Genomic DNA, 21,738 nt, shown 5'->3' with positions numbered 1-21,738 from the left:
TCTTTTATTTCAGATGTATCGTAACCCATCCTTGCCGGTGGTATGTTTCGATGTGCTTCAGTCCTTGTTTTATATAAGTCTCCAAAACATGGGCATGTTGTTCCTCAAGAATTCCAGAGAGTATAAGTGATCCCCCTTTTTGAAGTGCTTTTACCACTTCTTGCGCAAGTTCAATAAGCGGATTAGCAAGGATATTGGCAACGATGAGATCAAAAGGGGCTCGTGATGCAATTGCATCATGGGCAAAACCTGTTGCTGTAATAGCTGTGATATATTTTTTTACGCCATTGAATTCGATATTGTGTTGTGCAACTTGAATAGCGACAGGATCAATATCGGATGCAAGAACAGTAATTGGTTTGAGCATTGCTATGCCAATGGCTAGTACACCGCTCCCAGTACCAAGATCAAGTGCATTTTGGGGATTTTCGTGTTTCATCACTTTGGCAATCATTTCTAAACAACCAGCTGTTGTTCCATGATGTCCTGTACCGAAGGCTTGATTTGCTTCAATTTCAATAGGCAAAACATTGGCTGGAATGTCGCCTCTATTATGGCTTCCATGAAGAAAAAAAGGTCCAGCATGCACAGGTTTTAGTCCTTCAAGGCTTTTTTGTACCCAATCAATGTTGGGTAAAACTTCCATATTAATTTTATCAGGATCTATAGAAAGGATTTGAGCAAAATGTTTCGAAATATGCTCGTAGTTTTCTTGGTCTACATAGAGTGAAAGTTCATATACAGCATTTTGTTCATCTATCTCTGTAAGAGCAAGAGGATAACTTTCTTCGTCAAAGGCTGTGTCTATAAGGGTATAGAACCGTTCTGCTTCATTTTTAGAAGCAGTATAATAGAGGCGAATTTGTTGCGACATACTGTTCTTTCTTTTGATCGGTTTTTTTAGTTTAAGATGAGTTTTTTTAACCGTTCAATGGCGATTTCATCTTTTAATTCGCTATCGCTTTCTTTCGTGTCATAACGGATAACGCCAGCTAATTTTCCACCTTTTTTGAGTAAAAAAATTGCTGCTGTATGGTTATATGTATAGTTTCCATCTGTTCCAGGGACTTTTTCAGCAACGATGTTAAAGGAATTGACCATTTTATGAACTTTATCAGGATCTCCACTGATCCCAATGATTTTATTGTTAAAATTACTGAGATATTCATGGAGCACTTCTGGTGTATCACGTTCAGGGTCAACAGTAACAAACCATATGCCTAATTTATCGGCATTGGGTCCAAGGGCTGTAAGCCATCGATCAAGATTCATCAATGTCGTAGGGCAGATTTCAGGACACATAGTGAAGCCGAAAAAAACTATTGAGGGCTTGCTTCGAATATCAGCCTCAGTGATATTTCTTCCATTAGAATCAGTGAGTGTAAAATTATCACCTAAAGGCTTATTTGTCAGCGCATCATAAATAAAAATACCTGCAAGAAATATGATTGTCAGCCCCAAGATGCGTATTACATTTTTCATAGTTTGACTCTCTTAGATAGATCACGAAATTGTAACATCGGCAGGTTTGTTTTGCAATCTCTGTTTCATGGTTGATTTTATTGGCTTGATTGGTATGTCTTTCCATATCTATTGATGAAACATTGGTGAGGGATGCATGAATATTGAGAACGATCTTCGATTTCATGAAAGTGAGCCTCGTATCCATACGACAGCACGGCTGCATGGTTGTAAATTAGGGCGCTATGTGGAAATTAATGAACGGGTGAGTTTACGGGATGTAACCGTTGGAGATTTTTCTTATTTAGAACGTAATAGTGAGGCTATTTATAGCAATATTGGGCGTTTTTGTTCTATTGCATCTCATGTACGGATGAATGCGTTGGAGCATCCTATGGAACGCGTTTCAACGCATAAAATAACCTATCGTCCTAATGAATATTTTCGTTATATGGCACTTGATCGTTCTTTTCGCGAAAGGCGTTGTGCAAAACGTGTTATTATCGGGCATGATGTGTGGATTGGACATGGCGCGGTTATTATGCCTGGGGTGAAAGTTGGACATGGAGCAATTATTGGTGCTAACGCTGTTATAACGAAAGATGTTATGCCTTATGCGGTTGTCGCTGGTGTTCCTGCTAAACGCTTGCGGATGCGTTTTCCCGATCATGTGATTGAGTGCCTTTTAGAGATGGCTTGGTGGGATTGGTCGCTTGATAAAATTTACGACGCATTGCCTGATATGCAAAATTTACCCATTGAAGTCTTTGTTCGCAAATGGAAATGATAATCAGAATAAAACAAAATGGTCTCTTGAAAAAACTGATGTAGTTTGCTTTTAGTCAAGCTTTGTTTACAAAATTATCCAGTACACGCTTTTCTCCGGCTTTTTCAAACATTATTGTCAATTTATGATCGTCTATTGCTGTAATATGACCATAACCAAATTTTATGTGAAAAATCCGATCATTGATAGAAAAATCTGATGATTCATGAGAGATTGATTGAGTGATAATTTTCCCTTCAACCGTTTTGTTTTTTTGTGCACGCTTTTGTCTTGCTGTTGCATAGTCAGTATAACAGAAATCGTGATGTTGAAAGGAAGATTTTCCATAACCACCATAGGATGTTTCCATTTCTACAACTTCTATATGTTTTGCTGGTAATTCATCTAGAAAACGGGAGGGGAGAGCAGGTTGCCAAAGTCCATGAATTCTACGATTAGATACAAACCATATATGCAGGTGTTTTTTTGCTCTTGTAAGTCCAACATAAGCAAGACGCCGTTCTTCTTCTAATCCTGAACGTCCACCTTCATCTAATGAGCGCTGATGGGGAAAAAGTCCTTCTTCCCAGCCAGGAAGAAAAACTGTTTCAAATTCAAGCCCTTTGGCTGAATGAAGTGTCATGATGTTGACCGCATCGGTATTTTCATTGTTTTCAGCATCCATAACCAGTGCAACATGTTCCAAAAAACTTTGAAGATTTTCAAATTGTTCCATGGAACGGATCATTTCTTTAAGATTTTCTAGACGTGTAGGAGCCTCTGGTGAGCGATCTTCTAACCACATGGTTGTATAACCAGAATCATCAAGGATAATCTCGGCAAGTTCTTTATGAGGAGTGTCTTGAAGCATATTTTGCCAGCGGCGGAAGTTTTCAATAAGGCTTCGTAACGCACTGCGTGCCTTAGGCTTTAACTCATCTGTTTCAATGATGTCAGCGGCCGCGGAAAAGAGAGGAACAGCACGTGCTCGCGCACTCTCATAAAGAATGCGCAGGGTTGCATCGCCTATGCCGCGTTTCGGTGTATTAATAACACGCTCAAAAGCTAAATCATCAGCAGGTTGGACAACAACGCGTAAATAAGCCATAGCATCACGTATTTCCATTCGTTCATAAAAACGAGGACCACCAATGACGCGGTAGTTAAGACCAAGCGTTACAAAGCGATCTTCAAATTCACGCATTTGGAATGATGCACGCACCAATATAGCCATATGATTTAATGCATGACCTGTTTGTTGTGCTTGTTCAATTTCTTCTCCGATGGCTCGGGCCTCTTCTTGCGAATCCCATGCTGAATGAACTTTTACTTTTTCTTCCTCATTCTTTATTTGTGCAGAAAAAAGGACTTTGCCCAGTCTTTCTTCATTATGAGCAATGAGATGGGAGGCGGTTTTAAGAATATGGGATGTTGAGCGATAATTGCGTTCTAGACGAATAATTTTGGCAGAAGGAAAATCTTTTTCAAAACGTAATATATTCTCGACTTTTGCACCACGCCATCCATAAATGGATTGATCATCATCGCCAACACAACAAAGATTAACATGTTGACCTTGGGGATGTTGTGCCAAAAGGCGAAGCCAAAGATATTGTGCTGTATTTGTATCTTGATATTCATCGACAAGAATATAGCGAAATTGAGAATGATATTCGCGAAGAATATCTGGATTATGTTGGAAGATAGAGATAGAATGAAGCAGAAGATCGCCAAAATCACAAGCATTAAGATCTTTTAATCGATTTTGATAACTGTGATAAAGTTCGCGTCCCATGCCGTTGCCAAAGGAATGAGCATCACTTTTTGAGATATGTTCTGGTGAAAGTCCTTGATTTTTCCAAGAATCAATCATCGTGGCAAGGTTTCGTGCGGGCCAACGCTTATCGTCTAGTCCCTCAGCTTGAATAAGCTGTTTTAAAAGTCGAAGAACATCATCGCTATCAAGAATTGTAAAGTTTCTTTTTAAACCAACAAGCTCTGCGTGACGGCGTAAAATTTTAGCACCAGTGGAGTGAAAAGTTCCAAGCCAAGGCATACCTTCAACAATTTCTCCAATAAGTTCACCAATACGTATTTTCATTTCACGTGCTGCTTTGTTGGTGAAAGTGACAGCAAGTATTTGCTGAGGAGAGGCAAGTCCAGAGCGTAAAATGTGAGAAATACGGGTTGTTAAAACGCGCGTTTTTCCTGTACCTGCACCCGCAAGAACTAAAAGAGCTCCCTCAGTATTCATAACAGCTTGTTGCTGTTCTGGATTGAGTTGTTCTAAATAATCCGTGTTATATGATTTTTGTTCTTTTAGAGTATGGGAGAAAAAACCAGAGCTCTTCTTATCATGGTCTGGAGGGGAATCTTCTTCAAAGAAAGGTATGTTGTGATCAGAAAAATTACTCATTATATCTCTTTTGTAGTCTTTTTTTCATTGAAGTTCTAGATTAAAAAAACTTCTCTTAAAAAAGTCACAACAGCTCCAGTTGAATAAACAAAAAGAGAACGTAAAAAATAAGCATAAACATTAAAGGCGTTGGGTGAGAACGCTTTGAAGGGCATAAACGCGTAAGGAAGCCGAAAGATTGACTTGTTGTGGTCTTTTGCTATCAATATCAGTGATAATAAAGGCTAAAGATTGTCCTTTTTTGCGGGCTATATCTTTTAGAATATCTAAAAATGGTGGTTCTAAAGAGACGCTTGTTGCGTGTCCATCAACGCGAACAGATATCTTTCGTGGAATGACTTTTGACCAATCGATAGAATTATTTTCGTGCATTTTTCCACCTTTATTCGTCGTTTCGTAAACGATTTTGATCAAGAAATTTTTGCGTTTTTAAAGATTTTTGTTGCTCAAAAAATTTTTCAGTTTTTGTTCGTCCAAAACGATAACGATTTTGCTCAGCACGAAGAGATTTTTCTGTACGTTTTTTTTGTTTTCGAAATTGGCGAAGATTAATCAATTCAGTCATGAAAAAATTTACTTTTTCCGAAAAGAGTCTAAAGAGACAACATCAGCACTTTGTTTTGTATCGTTATTTGAAGATTCTTTATTTGTACTGAAATTTTGTTCTTTTGTAAGCGTATTTTCTTTTTTTTGTGTGTTTGATAAGGTAATGGGCGTAGTTGAGGTATTTTCTGAATTTTCACTTTCTCCAGAGGCAGGATTTGAGGGCAGATCAAATGCTGCTTCAAATGCTGCTATAGGATCATAAAAGACCTGAATGGAAGTAAAAGGAATCACGAGCTTTTCGTTTATTTCCCTGAAGGAGAGGGTTACTTCGAAAGCTGTTTCTGAAACACTGAGATCTCTAAACTGATGTTGTAAAACGATTGTCATTTGCTCGGGATAGCGATTTTTTAGCCGAGGAGAAATTTTAACGCCTGGGGCATTCGTCAAAAAAGTTATAAAAAAATGATGATTTCCCGGAAGACCTGCTTTGCTAACTTCCGATAAAACTTTACGGATAACTCCACGAAGCGCATCCTGAACGAGAATATCGTAACGGATTTGATCTTTAACCATCGAAGTTTATTCCTTTTATTTCACGTAGCAGAACGGGGCGTATTGATATTGTGTGATAGAATACGTTTTAAAATTAGCAATATTTTGTCTACGATGCACCTCAATAAATCGAATAAATACGAAACTCTATGGTAAATAATGTCTGATAATGTCTGAAAGATCAATCAATAACATTTAAAAAAGTGAAGGCTTCTGTTGCCAGGTGCCTCCGAACCCCGCTTAAACCTGCGATGGTTTAAGACTTAAATTGAAACATTCGCACTGCATTAAGCAGCGAGACGTGCTTCCGCATAGTTGTCATTTGCAACTACTCATTTAGTCCGATAACGGTGGTACTATGCCGAGTAAAAGAGCAATCTTTACGCCCTTGTCGATCCTATTTCGCCCCCACCAAAATATAATTTTGGCCTCTTATATTTTGGTGGAGGCGCCGGGTACCGCCCCCGGGTCCAATGAGTTTATTTCATTGTCCATTTATTACCATAGCTGGTAAACCAGCTCTTTAAATATAGATGAAGAACAGTCTTAGGAAAAGGGGGGGTTGTTAATATTTTTAATGCTCTAATTATTTATGGAGCTATATGACGCGGCTGTAAAGTATAGTCCGCTGATTTTTGGAGAGGAGATGATGCAAAATGACAAATAATCTAGCAGATATTAAACTATATGATTCAAATCCCGATGAAGCAGCAATAGAACGACTTAGCCGTCGTTTAGCTTTAGTGATGAAAAAACAAGATGCATCACTTGTTGCTACATCGGATCCAAAAGAGTTAGAGCAGGTTGAAAAATGGGTTCAAGATGTTTTAGAAGCTGATGAGAAGAGTGCTAAAATGGCTGTCTCAAAAGTGGCTGAAATGATGTCTGGAGAGCGTAGAAAAAGTCGTATGACTTTTTATTATCTAGTTGCTAAGCACCTTAATGCACTTCATAAAATTTAAACAATATTAAATTTGTGATAATGATAAAAAAGCCCAACTTCTTGGGCTTTTTCGTTGATAAAAAGGTTTAATGTTTTTCATCCTCTTGGAGGTATCCCCCTTTACGCATACTCGGGACAAAGAGAAGAGCAATGAATGCCATGATCATCACAACGGTTATATAAAAATAAAAGAGTGATTCATGACCATACTTTTTTAATCCAAGCGCAACGTATTCAGCAGAACCACCAAATAAGGCGTTGCCAATGGCATGAGAGATGCTAACGCCTAATGCGCGTATTGAAGAGGGAAACATTGCTGATTTTACGACACCAGAGATGGATGTATACATGCTCATAATGAAGAGCAAGCCAATAATGACGGAAAAGGCAACCCATATACTATGCGTATTACCGATTATCCAGAGTCCAGGAAATGTAAAGATGACAGAGAGTATACTCCAAATGATAAGTAAAGTTTTTGTTCCAATTTTATCGGCTATGATACCAGCTATGGGTTGGAATAGGATAAAAATAAATAGTACAGCTGTCATAATCGTTGTTGCGGTATGTTTATCAAAGCCGGTGGTTGTGATCAGATATTTTTGCATATAAGTTGTAAAGGTGTAAAATGTGAGTGATCCTCCTGATGCAAAGCATGCAATTACGACAACGGCTTTTGTATGCTTGGTGAGAAGTTCCTTAAGACTGCCAGAGTGTTTGTGAGAGCGGCTTTCTTTCGTGGTTGTTTCGTGGAGAGAACGACGCAGATAAATCGCAATCACTGCCCCGAAACCACCAATCACAAAAGGAATGCGCCATCCCCATGCTTTTAACTGATCTTCAGAGAGATAAGATGCTAGAATAAATATAATGAAGCTAGCAAGAAGTTGACCTGTAATAAGGGTGGCAGATTGGAAAGAAGCAAAAAGCCCACGATGTTTTTTGAGGGCAACTTCGCTCATATAAGTGGCTGCTGTACCATATTCACCACCCGCTGAAAGTCCTTGCATCATCCGAGCTAAAAGTAAAAGGATTGCTGATGTTATTCCTAAGGTTTCATAGGTGGGAAGTATGGCGATGAAAAAAGAGCCACCACACATCATAAAAATGGATATAAGCATCGAGCGTTTACGTCCATAACGATCGGCGACAAATCCTAAAAACCAAGCTCCAATAGGACGCATAAGAAAGCCAATAAAAAAAACACCCGCGGTTTTTAACAGTGGCGTAATCGTATCACCATCGGAGGGAAAGAATTGTGATGCAAAATAAATCGATGCAAATGAGTAAACGTAAAAATCATACCATTCTACGAGATTTCCTGATGCGCTTGCTATAATAGCAAAAACGCGTTTTCTTGCATCCTGTGATGCTGAAGTTGTTTCATTTTTCATGAATTGTTCCCCTTTTGTATTTATAGTTTATATTTTCTAAACCTAATTGTTTATGATTTCCAGAAAAATTCAATTGTATTATAATAATTCTTAGGGAAACTCTTTAAGATGATTTATTAGAGTCAGGTTGTCATTCGTTTTAAGATTTTTACTTGTGTTATAGAATAAAAAGTTATCACGTTGCATTTAAAGGGAGAGAACATTGAAAAGTAGATCAAGATACCTTTAAACTTTATGAGAAGAATGCAATTATTGGCATACGGGAAGATCATAGAAGAGATGGTCTTTATGAGCAGAAAGCCTAAAAACTGAAGACATTGTATAAAGCTTAAATAATGTAAAAGGGCATTTTTGTGTCCTTACTTATCTTGTTGTATCATAACACATCATCATTTATGAGGGTGAGGTAAGGCTCAGATAAGGTTTTCCGTATAAGGTGTTTTTTAGATATCGTGATAAATATTTAGGATAGGGCTTGCCTATAGAATCTTATCAAGTAAATTACATAAAGAAGGCAGTAACTATAGACAATTTAAGAGAAACTGTGTTGTTTATAAGACGAATGCGGGGCGGACTTTTCGTTCTTTATTAGGGTGGAGAGGAGATCAAAAAAAGCCCAATTTCTTGGGCTTTTTTATCCAGAAAATAAGTTTAATGAAGTTTATTGTCTTTATCGAGATATCCTCCTTTATCTATATCGGGCATAAGGAGAATAGAGATGAGTGCAATGACCATCATACCAACTATGTAAAAAAAGAAAACAGATTCGTATCCCATATTTTTTAATCCAAGCGCTACATATTCAGCAGAACCGCCAAATAGTGCATTCCCAATGGCAAAAGCAAATCCAACACCAATTGCGCGGATTGAGGCTGGGAACAATTCTGCTTTTATGATACCAGCAATGGACGTATAAAAGCTCATAACACAGAGTATTCCAATGATGATTAAGAGTGCTGCCCATGCATTATGGGCATTCCCAATCATTTTAAGTACAGGAATGGTGCAGATAATGGATAAAGTACTCCAACTAATGAGTGAAGCTCTTGCTCCAATTTTATCGGCTATGGAACCAAAAAGGGGTTGGAGTAGCACAAAAATAAAGAGGGCGGCAGTCATTATCGTTGTTGCGGTTTGTTTATCAAAGCCCGTGGTTGTGATCAGATATTTTTGCATATAAGTGGTGTATGTATAAAATGTGAGTGATCCACCAGCTGTAAAGCCAACAACCAAAAAGAAAGCTTTTTTATGATTGCGAAAAAGTTCTCTAAGACTACCAGCATTTTGTTCAGAGCGGCTTTTGTGGGTTGTTGTTTCATGGAGCAAACTACGCAGATAAATTGCAACAATTGCTCCAAAGCCACCAATGACAAAAGGAATACGCCAGCCCCACGCTTTTAACTGATCTTCCGTAAGGTAAAGGGATAAAATAAATATTATAAAACTTGCGAGAAGTTGACCTGTGATCGTTGTTGCATATTGAAAAGATGCAAAGAGCCCACGACGATTTTTGGGTGCAACTTCGCTCATATAAGTTGCTGCTGTACCATATTCACCGCCAACGGAAAGTCCTTGAAACATGCGGACTAAAAGGAGGAGGAATGCTGCTGTTATTCCCAAGGTTTTATAAGTGGGAAGTATGGCAATGAGAAAAGAGCCACCACACATCATAAAAACAGAAATAAGCATTGAGCGTTTACGTCCATAACGATCCGCAATGAATCCAAAGAGCCATGCTCCAATTGGACGCATAAGAAAGCCAATAAAAAAGATTCCTGCAGTTTTTAAAAGTTGTGTAACGATATCTTCATCTTCAGGAAAAAATTGTGATGCAAAATAAACCGATGCAAAGGAGTAAGCATAAAAGTCGTACCATTCTACCAGATTTCCTGATGCACTGGATATGATAGCAAAAATACGTTTCCTTGTATCATGTGGATCTAAAGTTGTTTGATTATTCATGAAGTATTCCCCTTTTAGATCTATAACTTTTCTTCTCTTTAAAGTTGTTTACAGTTTAAGCCATAAAAATTCAATTGTATTGCGATGTTTCTTAAAAGATGTTTCTTAAAAAAAGAGGGGGTGGAAGCGGCTTATTTTCATGATGTTTCCAGTTTTTATTTTTGTCATAGAACAAAAACAGTGCTCATATTTATAGGAGGATATGTTTAGATTTTTATTGTATCTTTAACGGTGTCATCGATCATTCAGATCAGAAAGGGGGGTTGAGAGATGATTGATTGGTGATAATAGATGCGCTTTAATGTCCATTATTAGACAAATAAGGAAACGATGTTTTGCTTATTTTTGATAAAGAAAAGAGGATATTAATTAAAGCAGATTTGATGTTTTAAAGCTAAGTGTACTGGATTTATTGGTATCATGAAAAATATAGGGTCATGGCATGAGGTACTTTATTCATCATGGTTTATATCAAAGAAGAGGATATCTCTCCTTTATGACACGAGAGATGTTTATGATATGAAAGGCATGTCTATAAATTGATTTTACAGTATTATCATAATCAAGAAGCCCGAAAAATCGGGATTCTTGATTTAGTTTAGAAAATTTAATGGATACTATCACCTTGAAGATAACCCTCTTTCCGGGCATCTGGCATTAAGAGAACAGAAATGAATGCAATAATCATCATGCCGGTTATATAAAAATAGAAGACAGATTCATATCCAAGATCTTTTAATCCAAGCGCGACATATTCAGCAGAACCGCCAAACAGTGCGTTGGCAATAGCATAAGAGAGCCCAACTCCTATTGCTCGTACTGAAGCGGGAAACATTTCTGATTTTACAATGCCAGAGATGGATGTATAAAAGCTCATAATGCATAGCATTCCAATAATGACTGATAAAGCAATCCATGTACTATCAGTACTACCAATCACATTAAGTCCGGGAATGGTAAAGATAATAGATAAGACACTCCAAATAAGGAGTGAAGTTCTTGTTCCAATTTTATCAGCCATAAAACCAAATGCAGGTTGAAGTAACATGAAAACAAAGAGTGCAGCAGTCATCACAGTTGTGGCTGTATGTTTATCAAAGCCGGTGGTTGTAATCAGATATTTCTGCATGTAAGTCGTATAGGTGTAGAATGTGAGCGATCCTCCAGCGGTAAAGCCGATAACTAGAAAAAAAGCTTTTCGGTGGTTGCTCAAGAGTCCCCTAATACTACCAGCTTGTGCATTAGAACGACTTTCTTTGGTCGTTGTCTCATGGAGCGTGCGGCGTAGATAAATCGCAACAATTGCTCCTAGTCCACCAATGGCAAATGGGATACGCCAGCCCCATGCTTTTAGCTGATCTTCAGTGAGATAAAGCGCTAAAATGAATATAACAAGACTGGCTAGAAGTTGACCACCAATCAGTGTGGTGTATTGGAAAGAGCTAAAAAATCCTCGGCGATTTTTGAGGGCGATTTCACTCATATAAGTTGCTGTTGTACCATATTCACCACCGACAGAAAGCCCTTGAAGCATTCTGAGTAAAAGTAGAAGAATTCCTGCTGCTACTCCAATGGTTTCATAGGTAGGGAGTAGGGCGATTAAGAACGAACCACCACACATCATAAAAACTGAGATAAGCATTGAGCGTTTGCGTCCGTAACGATCGGCAATGAAGCCAAAAAGCCATCCGCCGATTGGGCGCATAAGAAAACCAATAGCAAAGACACCAGCCGCTTTTAAAAGTTGTGTAACGACATTGCCATCTGAGGGAAAAAATTGTGATGCAAAGTAAATGGACGTAAAGGAATAAACATAAAAGTCATACCATTCTACTAGATTACCTGATGCACTGGACACGATAGCCCAGATACGTTTTCTTGTATCATGTGGTGCTAAAGTTGGTTCATTCTCCATAAATTTATCCCTTTTATGATCATACCTAACTTGTTTCTTTTAAAATTTATTTACGATTTGATTCATCAAAATGCAATCGTATAATAATGATTTCCTATAAAAGATGTTTGGGAGGAGGATTTTTTTGAATTGTATTTTTATAAATTTTGAAGTTTCTATTTCCTGTAACGTTAAGAATCAACCATAATATTTATATGAAAATCTATCTTGATCTTTTATCGCATGTTTTAAATAACGGCATTGATCGTACAGATCGAACCGGTGTGGGGACACGATCAATTTTTGGGTATCAAATGCGGTTTGATTTGCAAGCTGGCTTTCCTCTGTTAACAACGAAGAAATTGCATTTGCGCTCGATCATTTATGAGCTTTTGTGGTTTTTGAGGGGTGATACAAATATTGCATGGTTGAAGGAACATGGTGTGTCAATTTGGGATGAGTGGGCTGATGAGAAAGGGAACCTTGGTCCTGTTTATGGTTATCAGTGGCGCTCTTGGCCTGCTCCCGATGGACGGCAGATTGATCAAATCAGTCATCTTTTGACGATGATTAAAGAAACGCCTGATTCTCGTCGCTTAATTGTATCTGCTTGGAACCCCGCACTGATAGAGGAGATGGCTTTGCCTCCTTGTCATTGTTTTTTTCAATTTTATGTTGCTGATGGGAAGCTATCCTGTCAGCTTTATCAGCGTTCAGCAGATATTTTCTTAGGTGTTCCGTTTAATATTGCTTCCTATGCGTTGTTGACGATGATGATTGCCCAAGTAAGCGGACTTAAAGCGGGAGACTTTATTCATACTCTGGGTGACGCTCATCTTTATTCTAACCATTTTGAACAGGCGAGATACCAGCTGTCTCGTATACCAAATGCTTTGCCGTTGATGCTTATAAATTCAGCGGTAACAGATCTTTTTTCTTTTAAATTTGAGGATTTTGAATTGCTTAATTATGAAGCGCAGCCACATATTAAGGCACCGGTAGCAGTATGACTTTTCCAGTTTGTTTAATTGCAGCTGTTGCAGAAAATGGTGTTATAGGTCGTGAAGGTGCGATGCCTTGGCATTTATCCACGGATTTGCAACGCTTTAAAGCTTTGACTTTTGGTAACCCCATTATTATGGGGCGAAAAACATGGGATTCTCTTGGGCGTCCTTTACCAGGGCGTACAAATATTGTTATTACCCGTAATTGTGCATTCACGGCTGAAGGCGCTGTTATTGCTCATTCTTTGTCGCAAGCCTGTTCTATCGCAAAAAGTGTGGCTTCTCAAAATGGTGCAGATGCAGTTTTTATTATTGGGGGTGGTGAAATTTTTCAACAAGGGTTGCATATGGCTGATAAAATATTCCTTACAGAAGTTTTAGCTTCTATAGAAGGGGATAGTTTTTTTCCTGTTTTTGATAAAGAAAAATGGACTATTGTAGAAACACAAGATATTCCAAAAGGAGAAAAAGATAGTCATCCGACACGTTTTGTGGTTTATGAGCGGAAATAATTTTTTGTAATATGAAGTGGAAGGGGTTATCAGTTGTATTGTAATGAGGTAAGAGACACCCTATAAGATCAAGCAAATGGTTGGTGTTCGAGTAGTGGTAATCAGTTAAAGAGGTGATAATGCCCTGGACAAATCAAAATGGTGGTGGCCCGTGGAGTGGCGATAAAAACAGTGGTGACAAAAAAACACCAGCTAAGAATCTCTTTGGTTCTGGTGGCGGTAATGGTGGCGAAAATGGTCCTAATCTTAATGATATTTTGCGCAAAGGGCAGGATCAGTTTAAACAATTCGGGAGAAGCAGTTTTTCTGTTTTATTCCTTCTGCTTATTGTGTTTTTTTGGCTATACCAGTCAATTTATATTGTTCAGCAAAATGAACAAGCGGTAGAGTTGCGCTTTGGCATCCCTAAAGAAGGCATTATTGGTGATGGGTTGCATTTTCATTTTTGGCCAATTGAGACCTATATGAAAGTACCTTTAACGGAAAAAACAATTGCGATTGGTGGGAAGCCTGGTCAGGCGCAACAAAGTGATGGCTTAATGCTTTCAAGTGATCAGAACATTGTTAATGTTAATTTTTCCGTTTACTATCGCATTTCATACCCTAGTCAGTTTTTATTCAATGTGAATGATCAAGAAGGAACAGTTCGCCAAGTTGCTGAGAGTGCAATGCGTGAGGTCATTGGTTCGCGGCCGGTTGATGATGTTTTACGTGACAAGAAAGAAGAAGTTGCTAATGACGTCAGAAAGATTATTCAGTTGACTGTAGATAAATATCAACTTGGTGTTGAAATAAGCCGTGTGTCTATCAGTGAAGCTGCTCCTCCAACAAAGGTTGCTGCTGCGTTTAATTCTGTTCAGCAGGCGGAGCAGGAACGTGGAAGAATGATTGAAGAGGGGAATCGTGTGCGTTTTACGAAAATTGGTTTAGCAAATGGTGAAGCTTCACGCACACGAGAAATCGCAAAAGGTGAAAAGGCACAAATGGTTGAAGAGGCAACAGGGCGTGCGGAACGTTTTCAGGCGATAGCTCGTGAGGCTGCGATTTCACCAGAAGCTGCTCGCTACCGTCTCTATATGGAAACGATGGGGCGTATTCTTTCTTCACCAAATAAGTTGGTTTTTGATCAGGCAAATTCTCTAGCGGTGCCCTATTTACCTTTGAACGAATTGTTGCGTAGCAATTCATCAGAAAAATTGAAGGCAACATCAGCGCGTCCTGCATCGCTTTCGGATTCTCGCATTTCTGGAGGATATTAATTATGCAGCAATCTCGTTTTTTGTTTGTTTTTAGTGCTATAGTGTTTGTTTTGATGATTTTGTGGATGTCCGTTTTTATCGTCTATCCTCGTCAACAAGTAGCAATTAAGCGTTTTGGACAAATTGTTCAGGTAGAATCTAACCCTGGAATCTATTTCAAGGCGCCTTTTATAGATAAGATCATCATTGTGGATAATCGGTTGTTGCGTTACGATGTTCCTACACAATCTGTACAGGTTCGTGGTGGTGCGTATTATGAGGTGGATGCGTTCTTTATTTACCGTATTACAGATCCTAAGTTGTTTTTACAGCGCATTGCTTCTGGGCGTCCACAAATTGCGGCACGTGAAAACCTTGCACCACGGTTTATTGACGCTTTACGTGCTGTTTATGGCAAGCGAGAATTTAAAGCAGCCTTATCGGATGAACGAGGTGCGATGATGGCTGAAGTACAGAAGCAGTTTTCTGTAGATGCAGGTTCGTTGGGTATTACCATTGTTGATGTGCGTATTCGTAAAACCGATTTGACGGATGCTGTTTCAGAAGATGTTTATCGGCAAATGGCAGCTGAACGTGAAGCTGCTGCGGAAAATATCCGTGCTCGTGGTCAGCAGGAGCGAGATCGTATTGTGGCAGAAGCTAATCGTGAATATGAAGAAATCGTAGCAGCTGCAAAGCGTGATGCTGAAATTACCCGTGGTGAAGGTCAGGCTGAAAGTATTCGTCTTTTATTGAATGCGAGGGAGGCTAATCCATCTTTTTACGATTTTTGGTTGGCGATGGAACAATACAAGAATTTAGAGCATACTCCGATGGTGATTTCACCAAATGAGGATTTCTTTTTCTATTTTCGTAATCCGCCGCAGGCAAATAAATCATTCTTACCGACAATGAATACTGGCCTCAGTAAAACGGATTCAAAATCGGGAGAGAATAGATAAAATAATGGATTGCAGATACGAGATTTTGCATGAAAAGAATGATCTGTGACCATTTTCTTTTATGATAAAAGTCGTAGAGAGTATCGAGCCGTGCTGGTTTTACATAGATAAATTTAGTGGGGCTCTTTTCAGCTTTGGTTAAAGGCATGTCATGGATAGAAGTATCGTGAGTAGAAATACGTTTTTGAAGTCTTTTATCACAAGAGTTGTTTTGTGTGTGGTTTTGTTTTTATCAGGATCAGTGAATTTGTCTTGGAGCGCAGAGACAAACAAGACATTGCTTTCTGTTCCTGATTTAGCTTCTGAGCTTTTGGAGACGGTTGTGAATATTTCTACGGCACAGACTGTTGAAGGAACCGAACAGGATGAAAATACTTCGGTACCCGTTATTCCCAAAGATTCATTGCTGGAGGAATATTTTAATGATTTTTTTACACCCAAAGATGGTCAAAAAAATAGTCAATTTCAAAAGGTGCGTTCTTTGGGGTCTGGTTTTGTGATTGATGCGCAAAAAGGGATTATTGTTACAAATTATCATGTTATTGTTGATGCTGATGATATTGAAGTTAATTTTACAGATGGTACAAAACTCAAGGCGAAGCTTCTTGGCAAGGATAGCAAAACTGATTTGGCACTACTTCAAGTGGATGCGGGACGTAAAAAATTAAAAGCTGTGCGTTTTGGTGACTCAGAAAAAGCACGTATTGGTGACTGGGTTATGGCTATTGGTAATCCTTATGGTTTTGGTGGAAGTGTAACGGTTGGTATTATTTCTGCACGTAACCGTGATCTTAATGCTGGTCCCTATGATAATTTTATTCAAACAGATGCAGCAATTAATCGGGGCAATTCTGGTGGTCCGTTATTTGATAGAAATGGTGAAGTCATTGGCATTAATACAGCAATTGTTTCACCTTCTGGAGGATCTATCGGTATTGGGTTTGCTATTCCATCGGATATGGCCCTTGCTGTTATTAATCAATTGCGTGATTTTGGAGAAATAAGGCGTGGTTGGTTGGCTATTCGTATTCAGCCGGTAACAGAGGATATTGCAAAAAGTTTAAAATTGGACAATGCTGTAGGAGCATTAGTGGCTGGTAAAATAGAACAGACGGAAGAAAATAATGTAGATAATAGCCAGTTACAAACTGGAGATGTTATTCTTTCCTTTGGTAATGCAAAAATTAAGCATGCACGTGATTTGCCGCGTTTAGTTGCAGAAAGTTCAGAAGGAAAAGTGGTGGATGTTACTGTTTTACGGAATGGGCAAGAAAAAACAGTAAAAGTTAAGCTTGGACGTTTGATTGAAACAGATGCAAATGAAGATATAGAAGAAGAAGTTGATGATAAAAAAGACAATGATCTGTCGAAAAGCGTGACAATGCAATTTATGGGAATGACGCTATCTGAATTGACAGAGGATTTGCGTCATCGTTATTCAATTTCAGATAAACTTCGAGGACTAGTGGTAACATCTGTTGCACAAAATAGCGCAGCGGATAAAAAGCGTATTCGCGTTGGTGAAGTCATTATTGATATTAATCAGAGTGCTATCACAACAATCGATGAGGCTAAAAAACGTATTCATAAATTACGTGAAGCTGGACGCAAAAATGCTCTATTCATCGTAGCGCGTCCAGATGGAGAGTTACGGTTCCTAACGCTCCTAATGGATTGATACCCCAATGGATTGAGGCTTAAAAATTAATTTTTTGTTTTTTATCAGCCTTGGTATGTGGCTACTTTGTAGCTCAACCATGTGATGTCCAATATTTCTCAAGCTCATTTCATGACAAAAAGGCATGGATTGTATAATATAAAATCCGTTGGGCAGCTCTATTTTTGCATTAAATAAAAGTACAAGTTGGTACCATAATAGATTTGCTAGTTCCCAATATTGCAACAGCCTAGGCTTTGAAGTGCTGCATAAAAGATCTATGTCTTGTGTTTAAGTCAAATTTTTATCTCTGCTTTTGATGCACAAGTGAATGGTATTGATATGGCACTTTATGAGAAGGATAAAAATGAGAAAATCTTATGATATTGGGAGCTCTTATTCAGGTTGCAAAACGCTCAACTATTATAAATAAAGGGTGCAATTATTATAAATCATGTTTTCTTTAGTGAGACTTTTAGAACTTTGTGATTGTACTTTGTGTGCTATAGAGAACGTTTTTTTACTTCATTTTGAAAAAAGTTATCCTAGAGAAAAATGATATTAGACTAAATTAGTTATATATATTTATACCTTTCTTGGTGATGGATGAAAAAATAGTTATAAGAAAGAGAGCGTACAGAAGACAATTTCTGAATCTCTTATTATAAACCAGAGTAACATGCTGTTTTTATAGGAAAAAATAAAGCTGTTTGATTGTATAGGTTAAGCTCAGTATTATTTTCATAAATGATGACAAAGAATATGTTTATTTTTAATGGACTAACGGACAGAATGATTATGGCTGTAATTTATTATTGAATTATGATAGCAAAAATGCTTGGAAATTCCTTTGGTGTCGTTATTAAGTCAATTTTTTCTTTTTTTATAAGTTTCATAGGGGGCTTTGGGGGCTGTGTGTTGCAATAAGTTATTGATTGGGAGAAATTGCTATTCATGACACAGAGAACAGTTACATTAATAGCGGGACCAACGGCAAGTGGGAAGTCAGAACTTGCCTTGAAAATGGCTCAAGAAAAAAATGCTCTCATTATTAACACTGATTCAATGCAGGTTTATGATGTTTTAAATATTTTAACGGCACGGCCTACAGAGGCTGATACTGCGATTGTTCCACATTATCTTTATGGTCATGTGAGTCCTACTTTGAATTATTCAGTAGGGCAATGGTTGTGTGATGTCGAGAAGCTATTGGCTACTTTTTCTTTAAGATCAGTTATTTTTGTTGGTGGAACAGGACTTTATTTTCGTGCTCTTTTAGAGGGGATTTCGGAAATCCCTCATGTTCCAGATGTTGTGCGGCAGAAGTGGCGACTTCGGCTTGATAAAGAGGGCGTTGCAAATCTTTATCGCCAGTTGTTGCAGATTGATGCTGTTGTTGCTGAAAAAATTTCTTCGCACGATGGTCAACGTATTGTCCGTGCTTTGGAAGTTTATGATGCAACCGGTAAGACGCTCAGTTGGTGGCAGAAACAAAAAACAACACCTCTCATAGCGCCGAATTTCATCGAAAAAATTCTTCTCATGCCACCACGTCTTCTGCTTTATGAACGTATTCATAAACGCTTGGATTCTATGATTGAAAGAGGAGCTTTAGAAGAGGTGATGATTATGAAGAATCTTAAGCTTTCCCCTTCATTACCAGCAATGAAGGCTATTGGTATACCTGAATTTATGGCTTATTTGGATGGATATAGAAGCTTTGAGAATGCTCTTGAAGCGGTGAAAACACAAACGAGGAGATACGCAAAAAGACAAATGACATGGTTTCGTAATCAATTTGATGAAGAATGGATGCTTACTTTTTGATAAAAGAGCTAGAGCTTTGCAAAGAAACTTATCGAAAGATAAAAGATAATTCGTGAAAAAGAATTTTTTAGAAAATATAATTTTTTATTGACGAATGGTATCAATGGAATTAGAAATCTTTCTACAAGGAAATTTTTATATATTTTATACGTTGGAATAATGGGGGTGATCATACAGTATGTGTTGTGTAATGGGCTCCTTTGGGGTCTTTTTTTATGGGCTCCGTTAGGGGCTTTTTTATTGTCCTATCAAGTAGGTGAGTGGGAAAAATGAGAAATGATCCAAGAAAGCAAGAGAGTGCAGATGGAAAAATAATGTCGGGGGCTGAAATAGTGATTCAGGCTCTTATAGATCAAGGGGTTAAACATATTTTTGGTTATCCTGGTGGGGCTGTTCTGCCTATTTTTGATGTGCTCTATCACCAAGATACACTCCAGCATATTTTGGTGCGCCATGAACAAGCTGCAGGGCATGCTGCTGAAGGTTATGCACGCAGTACTGGAAAGGTAGGCGTTATGCTTGTGACTTCTGGTCCAGGCGCAACGAATGCTGTTACACCTTTGCAAGATGCTCTTATGGATTCTATACCTCTTGTTTGTTTTTCTGGTCAGGTAGCGACAACGATCATCGGAACAAATGGCTTTCAAGAAGCTGATACGGTTGGAATTACAAAGCCCTGTACGAAGCGTAATTGGCTGGTTAAAAACGTCAATGATCTTGCGGCTATTATTCATGAAGCTTTTTCTCTTGCTCAATCAGGTCGTCCTGGACCGGTTTTGATTGATATTCCTAAGGATGTTCAATTTGCTTCAGGAATTTATAGAGCACCTCAAGCGCCGACATTTATGCGTTCTTATTCAAAGCCGAAAGGGAATGCGCAGGCTATTGAAGAGGCTGTTTCTCTCTTAGTAGAAGCAAAGCGTCCTGTTATTTATTCTGGTGGTGGTGTTATTTCATCAGGGATGGAAGCTGTAAAGCTTTTGCGCGATTTAGTTCAACTGGGTGATTTTCCGATTACATCAACGCTCATGGGGCTTGGTGCTTATCCCGCTTCTGGCAAAAATTGGCTTGGAATGCTTGGGATGCATGGAACCTATGAGGCTAATATGGCCATGCATGATTGTGATGTTATGTTGGCTGTTGGTGCGCGCTTTGATGATCGTATCACAGGGCGATTGGATGCATTTGCACCTCATGCGCGTATTATCCATATTGATATTGATCCTTCTTCTATTAATAAGATCGTAAAAGTGAAAGTGCCCCTTATTGGTGATGTGGCTTGTGTTTTAGGAGATATGACGCAACTCTTAAAGATACAGAAACCAGCGTTTAACAGTGAAGTCCGTGAGGCGTGGTGGACGCAAATTAATCGCTGGAAAGCTCGTAATTCATTGGCATATATGGAAAAAAAAGATGTTATCATGCCACAATATGCTCTTGAACGACTTTATGCTCTTACTAAAGATGCATGTGCTTATATCACAACGGATGTCGGACAGCATCAGATGTGGGCAGCACAGTATTATCATTTTGATGAACCAAAACATTGGATGACTTCTGGTGGTCTTGGAACGATGGGGTATGGTCTTCCGGCGGCTATCGGTGTTCAAATAGCACATCCTGATGCGCTTGTTGTGTGTATTTCTGGTGATGCCTCCATTCAGATGAATATTCAAGAACTTGCAACAGCTATTCAGCATGATACACCAGTGAAAATTTTTATTTTAAATAATCAGTATATGGGGATGGTTCGCCAGTGGCAGCAATTGCTACATGGTAATCGTCTTTCTCATTCTTATACGGAATCTATGCCTGACTTTGTGAAATTGGCACAAGCTTATGGAGCCGTGGGAATTCATTGTTCAAAACCCGATGAACTTGATAATAAAATTCAGCAGATGATTGACTGTGATAAGCCAGTTCTTTTCGATTGTCGTGTTTATCATTTAGAAAACTGTTTTCCTATGATCCCATCGGGATGTGCTCATAATGAGATGTTATTACCCGATGAGGCAAGCGAGGAAGCTGTTGCAAATGCTGTTTCTTCCGAGGGAAAGATTCTTGTATAAAATGAATATGTTAACAAAATAGTAAAGGATGGTGATGAAGTCTTTGGAGTCTTCATCTCTGTCTCTTCTTTGTGGAGAGTTCCTATTATCCTTAGAGCTCATTTTATGATTTTCATTCTTTGTTTAAAGACATGGGGTGTATTATTATTTGTATGCGATGTTTGTTTTTTTAATTCATATGTTCACATTAATAGCTATTTCGTTGCATTTTTTAGATAATATATTGAATTGTCTGTTATAAATTAATTATGTTGTCTCATATATGAAAGATTCCATTGTGCAAGAAAAAAGCCACCGTGCTTGAAGGGGGCAACCATGCAAACCGTCATACTTGTGAAAACAATAGAAAAGTTTGTCACTATGTTTTGGTTTCGCATTATGAAATTACTCCAAATCGCTCTTTCAAGGGATTGATAGGAAAATCCCCCTAGCGGCTTGAAAGGAAGGGCAAATATAACAAAGATCAAACGCAGCCATAGAAAATCAATTGGCCACCATAGCTTATAATCAGGTAGTAATCTCACCTGATTATGCG

General features: G+C 38.4%; 18 protein-coding genes and 1 other RNA gene. 9 read left to right on the top strand and 10 right to left on the bottom strand.

Annotation, left to right across the window (positions count from 1 at the left end):
- Positions 1–4: 4 nt before the first annotated feature.
- Both ACFIKG_RS05135 and ACFIKG_RS05130 read right to left on the bottom strand, forming a co-directional pair.
- The gene (locus ACFIKG_RS05135) at positions 5–874 is read right to left on the bottom strand and encodes a 50S ribosomal protein L11 methyltransferase (protein ID WP_375651863.1); all 870 of its coding nucleotides are present in this window, start codon (positions 872–874) and stop codon (positions 5–7) included.
- A gap of 26 nt (positions 875–900) precedes the next feature.
- Positions 901–1,482, bottom strand: a complete 582-nt coding sequence (locus ACFIKG_RS05130) for an SCO family protein (RefSeq protein WP_375626103.1) — start codon at positions 1,480–1,482, stop codon at positions 901–903.
- Between the two features lie 136 nt (positions 1,483–1,618).
- Here ACFIKG_RS05130 and ACFIKG_RS05125 point away from each other — a divergent pair, with 136 nt between their 5' ends.
- Positions 1,619–2,248, top strand: a complete 630-nt coding sequence (locus ACFIKG_RS05125; RefSeq protein ID WP_375626101.1) for a DapH/DapD/GlmU-related protein — start codon at positions 1,619–1,621, stop codon at positions 2,246–2,248.
- Between the two features lie 55 nt (positions 2,249–2,303).
- Here ACFIKG_RS05125 and ACFIKG_RS05120 read toward each other — a convergent pair whose 3' ends face one another.
- The 5 genes from ACFIKG_RS05120 to ssrA form a co-directional block, all read right to left on the bottom strand.
- Complete coding sequence (locus tag ACFIKG_RS05120; RefSeq protein ID WP_375651862.1) at positions 2,304–4,643, bottom strand: ATP-dependent helicase; 2,340 nt, start codon at positions 4,641–4,643, stop codon at positions 2,304–2,306.
- 120 nt (positions 4,644–4,763) lie between these two features.
- The gene (locus tag ACFIKG_RS05115) at positions 4,764–5,015 is read right to left on the bottom strand and encodes a ribbon-helix-helix domain-containing protein (RefSeq protein WP_273788067.1); all 252 of its coding nucleotides are present in this window, start codon (positions 5,013–5,015) and stop codon (positions 4,764–4,766) included.
- A 10-nt stretch (positions 5,016–5,025) separates the two neighbouring features.
- Entirely contained in the window at positions 5,026–5,208 is a 183-nt protein-coding gene (locus ACFIKG_RS05110; protein WP_273788068.1) for a DUF4169 family protein, read from the bottom strand.
- 8 nt (positions 5,209–5,216) lie between these two features.
- Positions 5,217–5,762 (bottom strand): SspB family protein, encoded by a 546-nt coding sequence (locus ACFIKG_RS05105; RefSeq protein ID WP_375648164.1) that lies wholly within the window; start codon positions 5,760–5,762, stop codon positions 5,217–5,219.
- A gap of 181 nt (positions 5,763–5,943) precedes the next feature.
- Positions 5,944–6,300, bottom strand: a transfer-messenger RNA (tmRNA) gene (ssrA, locus tag ACFIKG_RS05100).
- 97 nt (positions 6,301–6,397) lie between these two features.
- Between ssrA and ACFIKG_RS05095 the strand changes: the two genes are divergently transcribed.
- Positions 6,398–6,703: a DUF2853 family protein gene (locus tag ACFIKG_RS05095; protein WP_375627097.1), complete on the top strand. Its 306-nt coding sequence runs from the start codon at positions 6,398–6,400 to the stop codon at positions 6,701–6,703.
- Positions 6,704–6,770: 67 nt separating this feature from the next.
- Here the strand turns inward: ACFIKG_RS05095 and ACFIKG_RS05090 are convergent, their stop codons facing one another.
- The 3 genes from ACFIKG_RS05090 to ACFIKG_RS05080 form a co-directional block, all read right to left on the bottom strand.
- Positions 6,771–8,078, bottom strand: coding sequence for an MFS transporter (locus tag ACFIKG_RS05090; RefSeq protein WP_273790760.1), 1,308 nt, complete (start codon positions 8,076–8,078; stop codon positions 6,771–6,773).
- A gap of 651 nt (positions 8,079–8,729) precedes the next feature.
- Positions 8,730–10,040: an MFS family transporter gene (locus ACFIKG_RS05085; RefSeq protein ID WP_375626092.1), complete on the bottom strand. Its 1,311-nt coding sequence runs from the start codon at positions 10,038–10,040 to the stop codon at positions 8,730–8,732.
- A 607-nt stretch (positions 10,041–10,647) separates the two neighbouring features.
- Positions 10,648–11,955 (bottom strand): MFS family transporter, encoded by a 1,308-nt coding sequence (locus ACFIKG_RS05080; RefSeq protein ID WP_375626091.1) that lies wholly within the window; start codon positions 11,953–11,955, stop codon positions 10,648–10,650.
- Positions 11,956–12,149: 194 nt separating this feature from the next.
- On the opposite strand from ACFIKG_RS05080, the gene ACFIKG_RS05075 reads away from it, so the two are divergent.
- From ACFIKG_RS05075 to ACFIKG_RS05045, 7 genes are all read left to right on the top strand, one after another.
- Positions 12,150–12,944: a thymidylate synthase gene (locus tag ACFIKG_RS05075; protein WP_375627102.1), complete on the top strand. Its 795-nt coding sequence runs from the start codon at positions 12,150–12,152 to the stop codon at positions 12,942–12,944.
- Positions 12,941–13,450, top strand: a complete 510-nt coding sequence (locus ACFIKG_RS05070; protein WP_375651861.1) for a dihydrofolate reductase — start codon at positions 12,941–12,943, stop codon at positions 13,448–13,450. Before ACFIKG_RS05075 ends, ACFIKG_RS05070 begins: the two co-directional genes overlap by 4 nt.
- 119 nt (positions 13,451–13,569) lie before the next feature.
- Positions 13,570–14,709 carry an FtsH protease activity modulator HflK gene (gene hflK / locus ACFIKG_RS05065; RefSeq protein WP_375651860.1) on the top strand — a complete coding sequence of 380 codons (1,140 nt, stop codon included), beginning with the start codon at positions 13,570–13,572 and terminating at the stop codon, positions 14,707–14,709.
- A 2-nt stretch (positions 14,710–14,711) separates the two neighbouring features.
- The gene (hflC, locus tag ACFIKG_RS05060) at positions 14,712–15,650 is read left to right on the top strand and encodes a protease modulator HflC (protein WP_375627105.1); all 939 of its coding nucleotides are present in this window, start codon (positions 14,712–14,714) and stop codon (positions 15,648–15,650) included.
- A 151-nt stretch (positions 15,651–15,801) separates the two neighbouring features.
- On the top strand, positions 15,802–17,328 hold the full coding sequence (locus ACFIKG_RS05055; RefSeq protein WP_375627107.1) for a Do family serine endopeptidase: 1,527 nt from the start codon (positions 15,802–15,804) through the stop codon (positions 17,326–17,328).
- 933 nt (positions 17,329–18,261) lie between these two features.
- The gene (miaA, locus tag ACFIKG_RS05050) at positions 18,262–19,134 is read left to right on the top strand and encodes a tRNA (adenosine(37)-N6)-dimethylallyltransferase MiaA (RefSeq protein WP_375651859.1); all 873 of its coding nucleotides are present in this window, start codon (positions 18,262–18,264) and stop codon (positions 19,132–19,134) included.
- Between the two features lie 269 nt (positions 19,135–19,403).
- Positions 19,404–21,203 carry an acetolactate synthase 3 large subunit gene (locus ACFIKG_RS05045; RefSeq protein ID WP_375627111.1) on the top strand — a complete coding sequence of 600 codons (1,800 nt, stop codon included), beginning with the start codon at positions 19,404–19,406 and terminating at the stop codon, positions 21,201–21,203.
- Positions 21,204–21,738 lie beyond the last annotated feature (535 nt).

The organism is Bartonella sp. LB28NMGDW, from assembly GCF_042194435.1.
In the GTDB taxonomy this organism is placed as follows: Bacteria; Pseudomonadota; Alphaproteobacteria; order Rhizobiales; family Rhizobiaceae; genus Bartonella; species Bartonella grahamii.
The sequence above is the reverse complement of the archived record's forward strand: the minus strand, read 5'-3'. Positions and strand labels throughout refer to the sequence as shown.